The organism is Brevundimonas sp. DW-iso22, from assembly GCF_058725425.1.
On the sequence record NZ_JBZXEB010000004.1, the window covers coordinates 81,774 to 95,922 of the forward strand.

The window sequence follows — 14,149 nt, forward strand, 5'->3', positions numbered from 1 at the left end:
CAGTCCGACACCGAGAGTGACCATGCGCCTTCGTACCCTGACTATTCTGACCGTAGCCGCGTCCACCCTGGCATTGGGGGCATGCAGCACCCTGTCGCGCAGCGTTGGTCTGGCCAAGGTCACGCCGGACGAATTCCTGACGGTTTCCACCGCCCCCCTGACCGTGCCGCCGGAGTACGGCCTGACGCCGCCGGCACCGGGTCAGCCCCGCCCTCAGGAACTGGCTCCTGAATCGGCAGCACGCCAGATCCTTCTGGGTCAGCGCCAGGCCGTGACCCGCTCGGCCGGCGAGCAGATTCTGGTGGCCCAGGCCGGCGGCGACCGCGCCGATCCCCTCGCCCGCTATGTCGTGGACGATGAGTTCGGCGATCTTGCGCACAAGGAATCCGGCTGGGCCGACCGCATTATGTTCTGGCGTCGTGAAGACCCCGCCAGCCAGGCCGCCACAACAACCCAGACCGCCGACGGTGCCGTCGTCATCGACCCCGCCACCGAATACGCACGTTATCAAGCCCTGGTCGGCAACTCGGGTATCAGCATCGCCCCGCGCCGCGACAGCGGGTTCAAGCTGCCCGGCCTCTGAGCCAGACATTACGCACGACAGAATCAGGCCCGGACGCCACGCGTTCGGGCCTGATTTGATTCTCAGCCCTTGGTCGCCCCAGCCCTCAAGCCCCGCTCAGCCAAGGCCACGATCCCGACACCGCCCATGGTCAGGGCGGCTCCGACCAGTATCTGCGTCGTCAGCACATCGCCCATGAAACCCCAGCCGATCAGGATGGACACCACCGGCGTGGCCAGCAGATAGGGCGTCACCCGTCCCGCTTCGCGTTTCTGGACCAGCCAGAACACCAGGGTCGTGGCCAGCACCGATGACACCAGTCCAGCCCAGATCACACAGGCCCAGACCAGAGCGTCGGCCTGCTGGACCGCCTGCCACTGGCCCGTTTCAAACACCGCCGAGGCAAAAGCCAGCGACGGCAGCGCCACCAGCGCCAGCAGACCTTGCATCTTCAGCGGCGGGATCGAGGTGGTCCGGCGCGCAATGACTGTGGTCAGGGCCCAGGCGCAACTGGCCGCGATCGCCACCAGAATAGCCTTCCAGTCCTCGATCGCATGCGGATCCAGCGTCATCCAGGCCACACCGGCAAAGGCAACACCCATGCCGGTCAGGGCAAACCTGGACAGTCGCTCCCCCAGCAACAGGAAGGCAAACAGGGCCGTAAACGGCACCCACAGCTGCGCCGCGACCGACACCGGACTGACGTCCTGGGCCAGCCAGAACGCCAGATAGATCAGGCCATAGTGCAATGGCCCGCCCACGCCCACGATGATCAGCAGGCTCTTCCAGTTGGGAAAGGGTGGCCGCACGAACGGGATCAGACAGGCCGCCGCCAGGGCAAAGCGCATTGCCCCCATCAGCAGCGGCGGCAGGGTTTCGGTCCCCAGCTTGGCCGCGGCATTGTTGACGCCCCAGATCACGACCACCGCGACAATGGCGGCGATCTCGACAAGGGTCAGCGGACTGTGCGGCTTGTCGGGCGTGATCATAGGGACGGCATAGCGCGGCCTGCACCGTGCCGCCCATCACATCGGGTTAGGGGGTGTGACGCCTGTCTGGCTTCAGAACGGAATATCGTCGTTCAGGTCGTAGCTTTCCTTGGGACCGCTCGGCTTGTTCGCTCCGCCGGTCGAGAAGCCGGACGAATAGTCATCGTCGCCGCGCGATCCGCCGCCACCGCCGCCCGAGCCACCGCCGTCACGGCCGCCCAGCATGGTCAGTTCACCGCGGAACTTCTGCAGGACGATCTCGGTCGTGTATTTCTCGACGCCCGCCTGCTCATATTTCCGCGTCTGCAGCGAGCCCTCGATATAAACGGTCGAGCCCTTCTTCAGATAGTTCTCGGCCACCTTGACGATGTTCTCGTTGAAGATGACCACGCGGTGCCACTCGGTCTTTTCCTTGCGCTCGCCGGTCGACTTGTCGCGCCAGCTCTCGGACGTCGCCAGCGACAGGTTGGCGACGCGCTCGCCGGAGTTGAGGGTGCGGATCTCCGGGTCCTTGCCCAGATTGCCGACCAGAATAACCTTGTTGACGCTGCCCGCCATGACCGAATTTCCTGTTGTTGCCGTTAAGACGCAATCACCGATCGCGCCTGTATGTTCTTTTTTTGTTCACGCCGTCAAGGTGCGGGTGCGGGTGACGCCGGGCGTTGTTCGATCGTCCCGGGAACGGCCAGTCGCCCGTCACCCGTGCGCGCCATCATGAAATACCGCGTCCCGTTCAGCGTCTGGGCCCGGCGGGCGCCCGAGGAATCGAGAAACAGGAAGCTGCCCTGATAGGCACCGACCAGTTCCGTGCGGGTCCCCCCCAGGTTCAGGAAGCGCTGACGCACTTCCTCCAGGCGCGCGGCGCAATATTCGATCTGCGGCTGGTTGTCGGCCACCTTGTTGAATACGGGATCGGAGTCCTCCTCACCCAGTTCGACGACATAGCAGACGCCCTGATCAAACGGGGCCTTGATATCTTTCTCGCAGGCGGCCAGCCCAAACGCCCCGATCCCCAAGGCGACGGCGGTCATGAATGCGGGCTTCATCAGCGCAACTCCGGAAACTGACAACTGCGGTCCTGCTCGACCAGGGTGCTGAAACGGCTGTTGTCGGCGGATTGTTCAACCCGGCCGGCAACCAGACGCACGGTGGTGTCGCCCCAGCGGCCGTACTGAGCATCGCCAGGACGGACGCAGGTTCCCGAATACAGCGCCTGGACGCAGGCCTCCAGGCTCATGTTGTTCGAAAGCGACCGCCAGTCGGAGCCGGTGTGGCGCAGGCAGGCACTGCCAGCGCGCGTCGGTCGGCTGGCCGGCCGCTCCGGTTCGGTCACATCGACAGGATAAGGCTCCAGCTCGATCACGGGAAGGTCTTCCACAGGCGGTGGGCCCGCAGGCGGCACGAAGGCGGCCGCCTGGCCGCTCTGGTCGATGCCAACATCCATGGCCTCGGTCGCCAGTCCGTTCTGACGCGCACAGTCGGCCAGATTGGCCATGCCGACGAACTGTCCATTGACGAAACAGCGCAGCTCCCGCTCGGAATCGAGGCCCGGCGCATCCGCGACATCGATGGTCAGCCCGCCCTGGGCGGCCGGGGGCGGTGTCGCAGGCTCGTCGCGGCCGCCGTTCAGCAACAGAGCGATCACCACGGCCGCTATGATCGCTATGCCAGCGCCGATCGCGATCAGGATGCGGTTGTCTTGGGGCATTCGGCACTCACGTGGGACAGGCCCCCAATAACCCTGCCCGACCCCGATGCGTCAACGCTGTTCGCAGACTATCCCGTTTATCCGGTCAATCTGGCGAGTGCCGCCTGATAGTTGGCCAGTTGCGCCGTCAGATAGGCCGGCGCCTGCCCGACCGGCTTGGCCGTCGTCGTCGTGGGGTCCAGCGCCCTGTAAGCGTCGCGCACCGCCTTCATCGCCGCCTGAAGCTTCTCACCCGACGCCTTGATCGCTTCTGGACTGCCCAGGTTCATGCCGCCCGTCAGATTCAGCCCGAAGGTGCGAATGATGTCTTCGCCTGTCGTCGCGCCGATATAGCCTTGTGACAGGCCCAGGCCAGCCAGCGCGTCGCGGCCTGTTTCCCCGGCCGTCAACATCGCCCCGGTCGACCCATCACGCGCCGTGATCGTCAGCCGCTGCAAACCGGCGAACAGGGCCGATGGCGTATCCCCCGCCTGGGCCTTGGCGGTTTCGGTCGTGAGCGTGACCTTCAGCTTGCGATTGGACGCCTGCTCGATCTTGCGCGCGAGGGATTGCAGGGTGTCGCGGGCATCAATGGTCACTGCCACCTGCCGCCCGCCATCGGCACCGGAGACATAGAAGCGATCCCCGACCCTCAGGGAAGTCGCATCGGTCAGCGTCTTGGAGCCACTCTGGTCGATCTCGCCCTGCGGCAGGCCCAGCCGATCCAGAATGCTGGCTCCGTCCTTGGCGACAGCCAGGGTCAGGGGGGCGGCCTGGGCCCCATTGCCCTCCCAGTCCCTGCGCCACTCTTCGGCCCCGGTCTGGGCATCGATGCGGGCCAGATAGGCCTTGGTCGGATCGGTCTCCTTGGCCCCCTCGGGCCTGTCGGCCACGCCCGTCACCCAGACCTTGCCGTCGACGACCTTCACATCCGCCGCCGTGTCGTTTCCGGCGGTGCCCACATAGGTCAGCCGGTCCTGCCCCGACGCTGCCAGATCGCCCTGCAACACTGCAACGAAGGCGTCCGTGCCGCCGTGATGGGCCGTATTGACCATGCCGATGTCCAGGGCCGCATTGCGCGTCGTGCCGGTCAGGATCACCTGGCCATTGGACACCGAAATGCCTGCGATCTCGCCACTGGCCGAGCCCAGATCGCGCGACGACACCAGCGTCGGCTTGCCGCCGGCATCCAGGCTGAAGTGTCGCACGATCATCTTGCCGTTCTCGACACCGGCGGAATACAGGTTGGCCCCGTCCACCGCGATGGCGTCCACGCCGTCGGTCCCGCTGGTGCCGAACTGCTGCACGCCCGCGCTGGTTGCCACGACGGGCGCATAGATGTGTGCCTGGGTCTCGCTGAAGGCCTGGACATAGCCGTCCCAACCGCCTTGGGCGACGCCGCCGGTCATGGCGCTCTGGGCGCGCCCGGCCACATAGACCATCCCATCGGCACCGAAGCTGACGGCCGTCGCCTCATCGGCCGCCCGCGCCCCGCGTCGCTGGGTCCAGATCTCCTTGCCCTCGGCGTCGAACATCGTGACGAAGCTGTCGGCCACGCCTGCCACATCGCCGCTCTTGCCCGGCTCCAGTGCCCCCGTCACCGAGCCTGCCACCGCGACCCTGCCGTCCGCATCGACCGCGATCGCATAGCCGCTGGCCGTCGAAGCCGCACCCAGCGTCTGGGTCGAGACGACGCGCCCGGCCGAATCGATCTTCATCAGGGCCACATCCTTCTGGCCCTTGATCGGCTGGTTGCCCGGCCCGGCTTCCAGATCTGCGACCAGCCACAGCGACCCGTCCGGGCCTGTGGCGCTGGCCCGGACGGTCTCTACGCCCGCTGGCAAGGCCGTCTGTCCTGCCCTGCCCGGTACCCAATAGGTTTCACCCGGACGCGCCACGGCATCCGGCGCAGTCCCGCCCGTGTCGGTCTGGAACTTCAGCACCTGCTGGCCGCCCGTCGTCCCGCTGGCCTGCACGACGTAGACGGCGTCCGCCCGCTCGCCTGCGGAGAAGCTGACAGTCTCGCCAACACTTCCCCGCACGACCAGCGCAAACTGATCGGGTCCGGGTGGCAGGGTGACCGGCTTGCCGCCCACCGTCACCGTCTTGGGGGCCACGGGGACCAGTTCGCGCCCGACACGGGTCTCAAAGCCGGCGGCCTGCAGCTTGCCGTTGATGTGGTTCAGCACCGCCGTCAGCGTGCGTGGGGTTGCCCCCATCTCGGCCAGATCGATGGACACGGTGGCGTCGCTGTTCGAACGCTTGATCCCGATATTGAACTTCACATCGCCCGCGAAAGCAGGGCTCAGCGCATCTGGCGAACCCTCGTGGATCGGGCCAGTCACGGACACGGCACTGTCGCGCGACACCGCCGCCGTCGTCTTGCTGGTCGCTCCGGCCGTCCCTTGCGCCAGACGTATGCCGTCGAAGTCTGCCGAGGTGAGCCAGGATCCTATCTCGCTCAGACCAGAAGCGAACCGCTTGTCCAGCTGGCTCAGTTCCAGGCTACTCACCCCCTTGGTCGCGGCGCGATTGGTCAGGGCGTTCAGTGTATCCAGACCCTGATACAGGGCGAACAGCTTCTTGTAGTCCGCCGACGCCGACCGGACGTCCAGTTGGGCTGCATCCTCGTTGATCAGCTTGCGACCGCCCAGTGCCGCCCGTACGAGATCGCTGGCCTTTGGGGCCTCCACCGTCGTGGACCAGGGCGGAGTGGGCTGCCTGTTCGCTGCCGCATTCGGCGCAGCCGTCGATATGGGCGAAAACGTCGTAGCCGACGTGCCCCCGAACAGGCCCAGCAGATAGCTGTTGTTAATCACAGACCGCGTCTCCGTCGGCCAGTCTGGAACCTTGGGGGTAACATGGACTTAACGACCCACAGGAATCGCATACCAGCCCTCTGGCGACACACAGCCCGACTCAGCTAACAAGGGTTTTCGATGCCGTGCCTTCTTGTGCCCTGAACCGGTCTGCCGAAGGAGATTTGCGTCTTGAGTAAGCTCTTCGAACCGCTGCTTTCGCTGCTGTCCCTGTACGGCCTTTCAATCGCGCAGCCAGCCCGCGTGCGCCGCGCCGCCATCCACATCAGCCACGCCGCCCCTCGCCGCCTGAACTGACGCTGTCGCCTACTGGAACAGCGACAGAATGATCTGCGGGGCCTGGTTGGCGATCGACAGGGATTGCGCGCCCAGTTGCTGCTGAACCTGAAGGGCCTGAAGCCGCGCACTTTCCTTGGCCAGGTCGGCATCGACCAGATTGCCGATCCCCGCCTCAAGCGTGTCCACCAGCTTGCCGACGAAGGTGCGGTGCGCAGAGATTTGCTTGGCCTGAGCCCCCATCGAACCCAGGGCCGAGTTCAGCTGAGCGATGGAATCGTCCAGCTTGGTCAGGGCGTTGGTCGCGCCGGTCAGCGTCGCCAGGCTGTCCGAAAGCGACAGCTCGATAATGGTGCCGCCCAGGGTCAGGTTTGCCCCCGACAGCGTCACGAACGACGTCGCCTCGGCATTGGCCAGGAACTTCACGCCATTGGTCAACGAGCCATTCAGCAGATTGCCGCCGTCGAAGGTCGCATTCTCGACGGCCGAAGAAATGGCGCGCAGCAACGCCTTGAAGTCGTCGTCCAGAAGTTTGCGCGACTGGGTCTTCAGCGAATCGTCCTTCGCCAGGACCACCTTTTCCTTGAGCTGGTTCAGCAGGTCGGAGATCGATTCGCCGGCCGACAATCCGACATCCGCCAGAGAGGTCGCGCGATCCAGGCTGGATTTTACGGCGCTCAGCGCACCCACATCGGCTCGCTGTTGCTGGGCGATGGCCCAGATGGCCGCATTGTCCTTGGCTCCCTGGACCTTCAGCCCCGTGGAAATCCGGCCCTGAACCTCGCCCAGCCGGTCGTTGGTGCGCGTCAGATTCTGCAGCGCGATGGCAGCGGAGGCATTGGTATGGACGCTATTCGTCATCCGACTCGACCCTTAGATGTTTGGATCAAGCTATGGCGCAAGGATGGACACATGGTTAACGCACGATAACCACGCGGATCGCTCCTGCGTGGCGAGATAGAGATGTGCGCTGATCTCAGGCCGTGGTGTCGATCACCGCGCCCGCACCATAGTGGTCGGATTGCATCATCCGGACGACCTGTTCGCGGGGGAACTGGCGGACAACCTCGCCGGTCACCCGGTCCATTGTCTTGTAGATGAACGATCCGGCCTGGGGACCTTCCTCGATCACCAGGCGATAGCGCGAGGCCTTTTCGGCATTCTCGGCGGACTTGGAGCCGTTGAAGTTACCGCTGGTTGCCGATCCTCCCGAGACGGGCATGACGGCGGCGGTGGTCACAGCGGCTATGGCGGCATTGTTGCTCATGTCTCCCTCCGCCGACCTTTCGTCGACGGCTTCCTTCAAAGGAACTGGTTGTCGGGATTACTGAATAGGGTGGTCGGGCGGAGCCGGAGCCCCGCCCTTCCAGGTGGCTTGTTCTTAGCGGAACAGGCCCAGCAGGATCGAGGTCGAGGAGTTGGCGATCGACAGAGCCTGCACACCCAGCTGTTGCTTGGTTTGCAGCGACTGCAGTCGTGCGCTTTCCTTGGCCAGATCGGCGTCCACCAGATTGCCCACACCGGCGTCCAGCGAGTCCTGGAGCTTGCCGACGAAGGTCAGGTGGTTTTCAAACGCCTTGGAGCCCGTGCCCAGCTTGGACAGAGCCGTCGAGACGTTCTTGATCGAAGCGTCGACCGTGGCGATCATGGTCGTCGCATTGGCCGCCGTATCCAGAACGCCGGCGGCTGCGACGGTCACGATCGTGCCACCCAGCGACAGGTTCTGTTGAGCAACGTTGATGGTCGACGAGCCCTTGGCATTGGCCAGAGCCTTGAAGCCTGCGGTTCCTGCGTTGATCAGGTTCGTGCCGTCGAAGCTGGCGTTTGCCACAACGGTCGTGATCTGATCGCGCAGGTTGATGAAGTCTTCGTTCAGCGAAGCGCGAGCCGATGTGCCCAGGCTGGTGTCCGAAGCGGACAGGGCCAGGGTCTTCATCTGCGTCAGCAGGTCCGAAATGCTTTCACCGGCCGACAGCGCCACATCGACGGTCGACTGACCGCGTTGCAGCGAAGACTTCACAGCGTTCAGCGAGGCGGACTCGGAGCGCTGGCTCTGGGCGATCGCCCAGATGGCACCGTTGTCCTTGGCAGAGTTGATGGACTTGCCGGTGTTGATGCGGTTTTGAGTGGTTGCCAGTTCAGCGTTGGTTTTCTGCAGGTTCTGCAGAGCGACCATTGCACCGACGTTCGTGTTCACGCTGTTGAGCGCCATGACGATATTCCTTGTTTCAAGGTGTCCGACGCCATTTTGGCTGCCGGGAACATTTTGTTCGAAACCTCTTCAGCAAGGACGGGACCATCGGGTTATCGATCGTGCCAAACCGGTCGGCGCTGATTTCATTACGGTACTTCTTGTTTACCACGTCCGCGACCCGGCAGAATGTGCCGGGTGTCGGCAGGTTTTGCCGAGTCACCCTGCACATTGTGCCGCTTGGCCCCTACCGCCAGCGATCCTGAAGCGCCCGTTCAGCCATCAGCGTCTCGACCGCCAGGGCTCGTGACGCCTCGCAGGCCACCAGTTGCGCCCCTCGCCTTACATAGGCAGCATCCAGGTCTGCCCGCGTCGGCCGATCCGGCAACACAGCCAACTGACAAGGTTGCACGGCCTCATCCGGCAGGGTCAGTCGTGGCGGTATCACAGACGGCGGGCGAGAGGCGGCACAGTTCGCGGTCATGATCGCGCAGCCGATCGGCACGATCAGCCTCGAGCAGGATTTCAGCATCATGGGCCTGTTCCGTCCTTCCCAGTGTGCGAGCCGTCGTTGCGGCGACCACATTCAATGTCTGATGATGGCGTGTCGTCCGACGCGCCTGCGCCTGCGCGCCCTCGACCTCCAGCCGACGGGCGGACAGGTCGCGGTCCAGCGTCTCGGCCCGTGTCTCCACCGCCTCAAGCCGCCGTCCGGCCACGTCAAAGGGATCCCAGCGCAGGCCCAGCCCTCGCCCGATACCGACAGCCAGTACGACGACCACCAGGACCATCAGGCCCCATCCCCAGGGCGTCAGAGCACGCAACACCCCCGGCATCCTCATGGGAACACCTTGCGGTCCAGCTCGAAATGCGGCCCGTCGCGCAGGCTCGGCCAGTCTCCGCCCCAGACGATGGGCGTACCCTGGCGCACTGCCGCCGCCTTGAAGGCCGCGGCGATGCGTGGATACAGCGGCCAGTCCCAGCGGACCTGACCGTCCACCAGGGCCGCGACATCGACCGCATGCCCTGTCAGGTGCCGCGACCGCTTGGTCCGGCTGGCCCCCGCCCGGATCAGCGCCGCCTGACGTTCCGGCGTCCTCAGCCCCTCCGTCACCATGAAATCGACCGGCGACAGGGCGATCGCCTCGCGCACCAGGGCCACCAGCCGTGGATGTACCCCCTCCAGCCGCACCAGCGACCGCTTCGACAGACCGAACCCCATCACCGGCCCCCATCGTTCAGACGCGGCGGCAGGCTTCTCAGACCCACGATCAGTTGCTGGGCCGTCGGCGCGACCAGATACAGCACCAGTGTCAGCGCCAGCAGCGCCATCAGCCCTTCCGCCAATCTGGGCGCGGCATCGGGCGGCACCACGGCGATGAGACGATCCAGCAGCAGCCAGCACACGGCCGTGCCGACATAGACATACAGCCTGCGCCACAGCCATTGCCCCTCGGCCAGGGTCGGTGGAGACGTCTTCGTCAGGTCGCTCATCGTCCATCCTCCGGATCGAACAGGCCGACGGCGCTGCGCCAGCCTGGGCCGTCGCGACCGTTCAGGTCATGGATGTGCAGGTCTTCGTCACTCAGCCGACGGGGCGTGTCCCAGGCCTCGACATCCAGCAGGTCGGTGTCTTCGCGCATGCGCCTGCGGGTCATGATGCGGCTCATCCGACGGCGATCAGCCAGACGATGCCGCTGCCGCCCGCACCGCCCTGTCCGCCTACGCTGACCCCGGCCCCGCCGCCGCCACCGCCGCCACCGGGACCACCTGCTGCGCCGGCCCAGCCCGTGCCGCTGGTCGCCGCACCACCGCCGCCTCCGCCGCCGCCTGCCCATTGCAGCAGGATATCGCTCGGGCCGCTGCCTGCCGTGCCCACCGCTCCGATCCCACCCGCGCCCCCGGGACAGGTCGCGGTGCAAAGACCGCCATCACCGCCCGCGCCACCCGCTCTCGCGATACCGCCGGCGTCCAGCCCGCCGCCCGCGCCGCCGCCGCCCGGCGCATCGGTCCGCCCAAAGCTGCCGCCCGCACCGGCCGTTGCACTGACGCTGGACGCCCCGCCCGGATTGGTGCTGGTGGCCCCCAGCCCGGCCGATCCAGCAGGACCACTGGCGCTCGTACCTAGTCCCCCGCCACCGCCCCCGATGGCCTTCAGAAGGGCCTGCGAGCCACGGTAGACGATGCTGCCGCTACCACCCCCGCCGGGTCCGGCCACACCACCCGCGCCTCCGCCGCCGACCACGACGTCCAGCCCCGCCGCAACCCGCGCCGCCGACCAGCTGGCAAGGCTGACGCCGCCTCCACCCCCGCCTCCGCCGCCGAAGCGCGCGCCAGAGGCACCAAACGCCCCGGCCCCGCCGCCACCGCCCCCGGCCACCACGATGGCCTCGACGCTTCTGGCCCAGCTCGGCACGGCATAGGGGCCGCTGGCGTTGAACACCGTCACCTCGCGCCGACCCACGCCTCTGGGCAGGCTGACCTGACCCGTCGCCCGGTCCACACTCAGCGCCTCATGCCAGGTCGTCCCGTCCGCGCTGACCTTCAGCGTCAGGTCGTCGCCCCCGATCAGCCCCAGCTCGGCCCGGCCGGAAAACCCGCTCTGGAACAGCAGCGACAGCACATCGCCCGCCGCCTCCTTGTTGAACGTCAGCCTCAGATCGCCGTCACCGCCCGCCCCGCTCTCCAGCGCGGTCCACAGCGCCTTGTTCACCCGCGCCGCAAAGGGATTGGTCGCATCCGCCGTCGTGTTCAGCCCCAGTCGGCTCAGTCCCTGCAAGGCCCGCAGACGCGACCCCAGCGCCACCCAGTCGCCGCCCGACCGCACGATCAGCTCGCCGGCGTCCTGCACTAGAGCGATCAGCCCGTTTTGCACCGGCACCTCGACCCAGCCGCCCATGTCGGCCCGGACCACCGTCCCCACCGCCCGCGCCGCCCAGTCCGCCCCCGTCCGCCCGGCGGGCAGCACATACAGCGCCCCCTCCTCCGGCGACGCAGGCTGAACCGTCATCGTGCGGCTGACGATCAGCGTCTGCACCAGGGCATCCAGCCGCGTCAGCGCCTCGTTCAGGGTCACGTGTTTCTGCATCTGCCCGGCCGCCAGATACGGCAGCTCCAGTCGGGCGGTTCGGTCGGCGCTCATGCGATTATCTCCGGGGGAATGTCGGAGATCAGTCTGCGCCAGCCGCTTCCTATGGCGGTCTCATGACGCTGCTCGCGCCCAATCCGGAATATAAATCAAAGACTTGGAAGATCTGATCATGCGGACAATCGCCGAACTCTCAGCACTTGGACGCTGCCCGCGAAACGCGCGCTTGACTCATTTAGACGTTTAGCTAATTGTCTTATCATGTCCCAGGTTTTCCGAGCCCTCTCCGATCCGACCCGCCGCCGCGTGCTGCAACTGCTGCGGCAAGGGCCGATGAGCGCGGGCGATCTCAGTGACCGGTTCGACGTCTCCAGACCGACCATGTCGGCGCACTTCGCGGTGCTGAAGGAGGCCGATCTCGTTCACGCCGAAAAGTCCGGAAAATCCGTCATCTATCACCTGAAGCTCTCGGTCCTCGAAGAGGCGCTGCTGGGCTTCGTCCACTCATTCGGCCTGGGCGAGGACGCGCCTCAGCCCGGCAAGGAGACTGCAAGATGAAAAAGGATGTAATCACCGACCTGGCCTGGGGCGGCGGCATACTGGTCCTGGCCCTCATCGCGTCGTTCGCGCGACACCAGGGCTACATCGACCATGATACGACGACACGCATCGTGCTGGGCGCGACGGGGCTGATGGTCGCTTCGTTCGGAAACCGGATGCCCAAGAGAATGGTGCCCAACGCCCGCGCCCATCAGGCGACCCGCGTCGGCGGCTGGTCGCTGGCGATCAGTGGCCTGATCTATGCCGGACTGTGGGCCTTCGCGCCCTTGAACGTGGCGCTGATCGGCGGGTGCGGTGCCATCATTTTGGGCATGGCTATCACCTTCGGCTACTGCCTGTCGCTGCGGGACAAGGCACGAAGCGCCTGATCATCAGGCCGCCCGGCGCATCCCGCCCCGCACCTCGTCGGGCCGCAGGGTCAGCACCCGCACGCCGTCCCTGGTCACCGCCACCGTATGCTCGAACTGGGCCGACAGCTTCCCGTCGGCGGTGACCACGGTCCAGCCGTCGTCCAGCGTCTCGACCATGCGCCGGCCCTGGTTCAGCATCGGCTCGATGGTGAAGGTCATGCCTTCCTTCAGCACCAGCCCTGTCCCCGGCTTGCCGAAATGCAGCACCTGCGGGGCCTCATGCATCTCGCGCCCGATGCCGTGGCCACAGTATTCGCGCACGATGGAATAGCCCGCCCGCCGCGCATGCCGCTCGATCGCATGGCCGATGTCGCCCAGACGCGCGCCGGGCTTTACCGCCAGTATGCCCCGCCACATCGCCTCATATGTCGTCTGCACCAGCCGCTTGGCCGCCGGCGACACCGCCCCGATCAGATAGGTCTTGCTGGAATCGGCGATGAAGCCGTCCTTCTCCAGCGTGATGTCCAGGTTGACGATGTCCCCGTCCCTCAGCACCTCGTCCGCCGAGGGCACGCCATGACAGACCACGGCATTGATCGAGCTGTTCAGCACGAAGCCATAGTCATACTGGCCCTTGCTGGCCGGCCGCGCCTTCAGCTCAACTACGATGAAGGCCTCGACCCGGTCGTTGATCTCCAGCGTGCTCATCCCCGCCAGCGTCAGGCTGTCCAGATGGGTGAACACCTGCGCCAGCAACCGCCCGGCCTCGGCCATCAGCTCCACTTCCGCCGGCGTCTTGGTCACGCCGCGACCGGCTCCGCCACAGGTGCATCCACCCCCGCCGCCTTCAGCTCGCGCGCCACCAGATCCTGATAGCTCACACCGGGATTCATCTCGCACAGCATGCCGATCCGGATCCAGAACGCCGCCTGCCCATTGATCGACCGGCACGACACCCGACTGGCCCGCCGCAGCTGCTCGTGCAGCTCATCCTCGATGTTGACGATGCCCATGGGGTGGTCCTGGTATATACGGTTCGTATGCGTTACATATGGAAATATACTTAGCGTGGCAATCAGGGGGCACCAAGAAAAGTGCGCTTGGCCGAGGAGCCTACGCCGCTTGGTTAACTTACCGAGGTCAAGAACTCTGTGAGGTTGCTTGCGTCGCTCTGATTTTCCGTATCGAGTGCCACAATGAACGGAACAGACTTCAAGGCATTGGAAGGCGTCCGAATAGGCGCAGTTCACGGAGCGGTTGGTGCGTTACCTGCTGCCGCTTTAGTGTTCGCCGACACTCCCTCGGTCGTGGCCCCCGGGGCCCCTCTCTTCGCAGCGGCAATAATCTTGGTCTTGGGCGCTTATATGCACTGGAACCACACTGACACTGGTTTCTGGCTAATTGGCGGAATTGATGCCAGCGACGACGACAAGGCGAAGAACGATAAGGTCCGAAGGGATTTGGCGAGATCAGGCACGCGGCATGTAGCTATGAACTACATCTATGGCCTCGGAAGTGTCGGTTGCACAGCGGCTGGCTTTGCAGGGGTGTATTCGTCGTTTCGCTCAGGAATGTCCGTTGATCAGGGCTTCATCGCAGCTGGCTTGATTCTCGCGGTCACAGCTG

At 65.5% G+C, this 14,149-nt stretch carries 20 protein-coding genes; 4 read left to right on the plus strand and 16 right to left on the minus strand.

What is annotated here, in order from left to right; all coding sequences use genetic code 11:
- Window positions 1-22: 22 nt before the first annotated feature.
- Window positions 23-583: a DUF3035 domain-containing protein gene (locus AC4PRM_RS06565; RefSeq protein WP_373257718.1), complete on the plus strand. Its 561-nt coding sequence runs from the start codon at window positions 23-25 to the stop codon at window positions 581-583.
- Between the two features lie 62 nt (window positions 584-645).
- On the opposite strand, the gene AC4PRM_RS06570 is transcribed toward AC4PRM_RS06565, so the two are convergent.
- From AC4PRM_RS06570 to AC4PRM_RS06590, 5 genes are all read right to left on the minus strand, one after another.
- Entirely contained in the window at window positions 646-1,551 is a 906-nt protein-coding gene (locus AC4PRM_RS06570) for a DMT family transporter (protein ID WP_492039240.1), read from the minus strand.
- 72 nt (window positions 1,552-1,623) lie between these two features.
- Window positions 1,624-2,109 (minus strand): single-stranded DNA-binding protein, encoded by a 486-nt coding sequence (gene ssb, locus AC4PRM_RS06575; RefSeq protein ID WP_492039241.1) that lies wholly within the window; start codon window positions 2,107-2,109, stop codon window positions 1,624-1,626.
- 74 nt (window positions 2,110-2,183) lie between these two features.
- On the minus strand, window positions 2,184-2,597 hold the full coding sequence (locus tag AC4PRM_RS06580; RefSeq protein ID WP_492039242.1) for a hypothetical protein: 414 nt from the start codon (window positions 2,595-2,597) through the stop codon (window positions 2,184-2,186).
- Complete coding sequence (locus tag AC4PRM_RS06585; RefSeq protein WP_492039243.1) at window positions 2,597-3,259, minus strand: hypothetical protein; 663 nt, start codon at window positions 3,257-3,259, stop codon at window positions 2,597-2,599. The genes AC4PRM_RS06580 and AC4PRM_RS06585 overlap by 1 nt, the downstream gene beginning before the upstream one ends.
- 77 nt (window positions 3,260-3,336) lie before the next feature.
- On the minus strand, window positions 3,337-6,057 hold the full coding sequence (locus tag AC4PRM_RS06590) for a transcriptional regulator (protein ID WP_492039244.1): 2,721 nt from the start codon (window positions 6,055-6,057) through the stop codon (window positions 3,337-3,339).
- A gap of 171 nt (window positions 6,058-6,228) precedes the next feature.
- Here AC4PRM_RS06590 and AC4PRM_RS06595 point away from each other — a divergent pair, with 171 nt between their 5' ends.
- Window positions 6,229-6,354, plus strand: a complete 126-nt coding sequence (locus AC4PRM_RS06595) for a hypothetical protein (protein WP_492039245.1) — start codon at window positions 6,229-6,231, stop codon at window positions 6,352-6,354.
- Between the two features lie 9 nt (window positions 6,355-6,363).
- On the opposite strand, the gene AC4PRM_RS06600 is transcribed toward AC4PRM_RS06595, so the two are convergent.
- The 9 genes from AC4PRM_RS06600 to AC4PRM_RS06640 all read right to left on the minus strand — a co-directional run bounded on the left by AC4PRM_RS06600 (window position 6,364) and on the right by AC4PRM_RS06640 (window position 11,666).
- Window positions 6,364-7,194 (minus strand): flagellin, encoded by an 831-nt coding sequence (locus AC4PRM_RS06600; protein WP_492039246.1) that lies wholly within the window; start codon window positions 7,192-7,194, stop codon window positions 6,364-6,366.
- Window positions 7,195-7,309: 115 nt separating this feature from the next.
- Window positions 7,310-7,600 (minus strand): flagellar protein FlaG, encoded by a 291-nt coding sequence (locus tag AC4PRM_RS06605; protein ID WP_492039247.1) that lies wholly within the window; start codon window positions 7,598-7,600, stop codon window positions 7,310-7,312.
- Between the two features lie 114 nt (window positions 7,601-7,714).
- Window positions 7,715-8,545, minus strand: a complete 831-nt coding sequence (locus AC4PRM_RS06610) for a flagellin (RefSeq protein WP_373257733.1) — start codon at window positions 8,543-8,545, stop codon at window positions 7,715-7,717.
- A 226-nt stretch (window positions 8,546-8,771) separates the two neighbouring features.
- Window positions 8,772-8,921 (minus strand): hypothetical protein, encoded by a 150-nt coding sequence (locus AC4PRM_RS06615; protein WP_492039550.1) that lies wholly within the window; start codon window positions 8,919-8,921, stop codon window positions 8,772-8,774.
- Window positions 8,922-8,940: 19 nt separating this feature from the next.
- Window positions 8,941-9,351, minus strand: coding sequence for a hypothetical protein (locus tag AC4PRM_RS06620; protein ID WP_492039248.1), 411 nt, complete (start codon window positions 9,349-9,351; stop codon window positions 8,941-8,943).
- A gap of 11 nt (window positions 9,352-9,362) precedes the next feature.
- Window positions 9,363-9,746: a M15 family metallopeptidase gene (locus tag AC4PRM_RS06625; RefSeq protein WP_292175223.1), complete on the minus strand. Its 384-nt coding sequence runs from the start codon at window positions 9,744-9,746 to the stop codon at window positions 9,363-9,365.
- Entirely contained in the window at window positions 9,746-10,018 is a 273-nt protein-coding gene (locus AC4PRM_RS06630) for a hypothetical protein (RefSeq protein ID WP_492039249.1), read from the minus strand. The genes AC4PRM_RS06625 and AC4PRM_RS06630 overlap by 1 nt, the downstream gene beginning before the upstream one ends.
- Window positions 10,015-10,182, minus strand: a complete 168-nt coding sequence (locus tag AC4PRM_RS06635) for a hypothetical protein (protein WP_373257741.1) — start codon at window positions 10,180-10,182, stop codon at window positions 10,015-10,017. The genes AC4PRM_RS06630 and AC4PRM_RS06635 overlap by 4 nt, the downstream gene beginning before the upstream one ends.
- Before the next feature lie 8 nt (window positions 10,183-10,190).
- Window positions 10,191-11,666, minus strand: a complete 1,476-nt coding sequence (locus AC4PRM_RS06640; protein ID WP_492039250.1) for a DUF2793 domain-containing protein — start codon at window positions 11,664-11,666, stop codon at window positions 10,191-10,193.
- Window positions 11,667-11,873: 207 nt separating this feature from the next.
- On the opposite strand from AC4PRM_RS06640, the gene AC4PRM_RS06645 reads away from it, so the two are divergent.
- Together AC4PRM_RS06645 and AC4PRM_RS06650 are read left to right on the plus strand one after the other, a co-directional pair.
- Window positions 11,874-12,170 carry an autorepressor SdpR family transcription factor gene (locus AC4PRM_RS06645; RefSeq protein ID WP_492039251.1) on the plus strand — a complete coding sequence of 99 codons (297 nt, stop codon included), beginning with the start codon at window positions 11,874-11,876 and terminating at the stop codon, window positions 12,168-12,170.
- Entirely contained in the window at window positions 12,167-12,541 is a 375-nt protein-coding gene (locus AC4PRM_RS06650; RefSeq protein ID WP_492039252.1) for an ammonium transporter, read from the plus strand. The genes AC4PRM_RS06645 and AC4PRM_RS06650 overlap by 4 nt, the downstream gene beginning before the upstream one ends.
- Before the next feature lie 3 nt (window positions 12,542-12,544).
- Here the strand turns inward: AC4PRM_RS06650 and map are convergent, their stop codons facing one another.
- Together map and AC4PRM_RS06660 are read right to left on the minus strand one after the other, a co-directional pair.
- Window positions 12,545-13,327: a type I methionyl aminopeptidase gene (map, locus tag AC4PRM_RS06655; RefSeq protein WP_492039253.1), complete on the minus strand. Its 783-nt coding sequence runs from the start codon at window positions 13,325-13,327 to the stop codon at window positions 12,545-12,547.
- Entirely contained in the window at window positions 13,324-13,536 is a 213-nt protein-coding gene (locus tag AC4PRM_RS06660) for a ParD-like family protein (protein WP_373257750.1), read from the minus strand. Before AC4PRM_RS06660 ends, map begins: the two co-directional genes overlap by 4 nt.
- Window positions 13,537-14,149: the final 613 nt, after the last annotated feature.

Coding starts and splice junctions, on each gene's coding strand:
- AC4PRM_RS06585 (WP_492039243.1), bottom strand. CDS start 3,259: ATGCCCCAAGACAACCGCATCCTGATCGCGATCGGCGCTGGCATAGCG.
- AC4PRM_RS06660 (WP_373257750.1), bottom strand. CDS start 13,536: ATGGGCATCGTCAACATCGAGGATGAGCTGCACGAGCAGCTGCGGCGG.
- AC4PRM_RS06565 (WP_373257718.1), top strand. CDS start 23: ATGCGCCTTCGTACCCTGACTATTCTGACCGTAGCCGCGTCCACCCTG.
- AC4PRM_RS06645 (WP_492039251.1), top strand. CDS start 11,874: ATGTCCCAGGTTTTCCGAGCCCTCTCCGATCCGACCCGCCGCCGCGTG.
- AC4PRM_RS06630 (WP_492039249.1), bottom strand. CDS start 10,018: ATGAGCGACCTGACGAAGACGTCTCCACCGACCCTGGCCGAGGGGCAA.
- AC4PRM_RS06570 (WP_492039240.1), bottom strand. CDS start 1,551: ATGATCACGCCCGACAAGCCGCACAGTCCGCTGACCCTTGTCGAGATC.
- ssb (WP_492039241.1), bottom strand. CDS start 2,109: ATGGCGGGCAGCGTCAACAAGGTTATTCTGGTCGGCAATCTGGGCAAG.
- AC4PRM_RS06635 (WP_373257741.1), bottom strand. CDS start 10,182: ATGACCCGCAGGCGCATGCGCGAAGACACCGACCTGCTGGATGTCGAG.
- AC4PRM_RS06605 (WP_492039247.1), bottom strand. CDS start 7,600: ATGAGCAACAATGCCGCCATAGCCGCTGTGACCACCGCCGCCGTCATG.
- AC4PRM_RS06650 (WP_492039252.1), top strand. CDS start 12,167: ATGAAAAAGGATGTAATCACCGACCTGGCCTGGGGCGGCGGCATACTG.
- AC4PRM_RS06600 (WP_492039246.1), bottom strand. CDS start 7,194: ATGACGAATAGCGTCCATACCAATGCCTCCGCTGCCATCGCGCTGCAG.
- AC4PRM_RS06640 (WP_492039250.1), bottom strand. CDS start 11,666: ATGAGCGCCGACCGAACCGCCCGACTGGAGCTGCCGTATCTGGCGGCC.
- AC4PRM_RS06625 (WP_292175223.1), bottom strand. CDS start 9,746: ATGGGGTTCGGTCTGTCGAAGCGGTCGCTGGTGCGGCTGGAGGGGGTA.
- AC4PRM_RS06580 (WP_492039242.1), bottom strand. CDS start 2,597: ATGAAGCCCGCATTCATGACCGCCGTCGCCTTGGGGATCGGGGCGTTT.
- AC4PRM_RS06610 (WP_373257733.1), bottom strand. CDS start 8,545: ATGGCGCTCAACAGCGTGAACACGAACGTCGGTGCAATGGTCGCTCTG.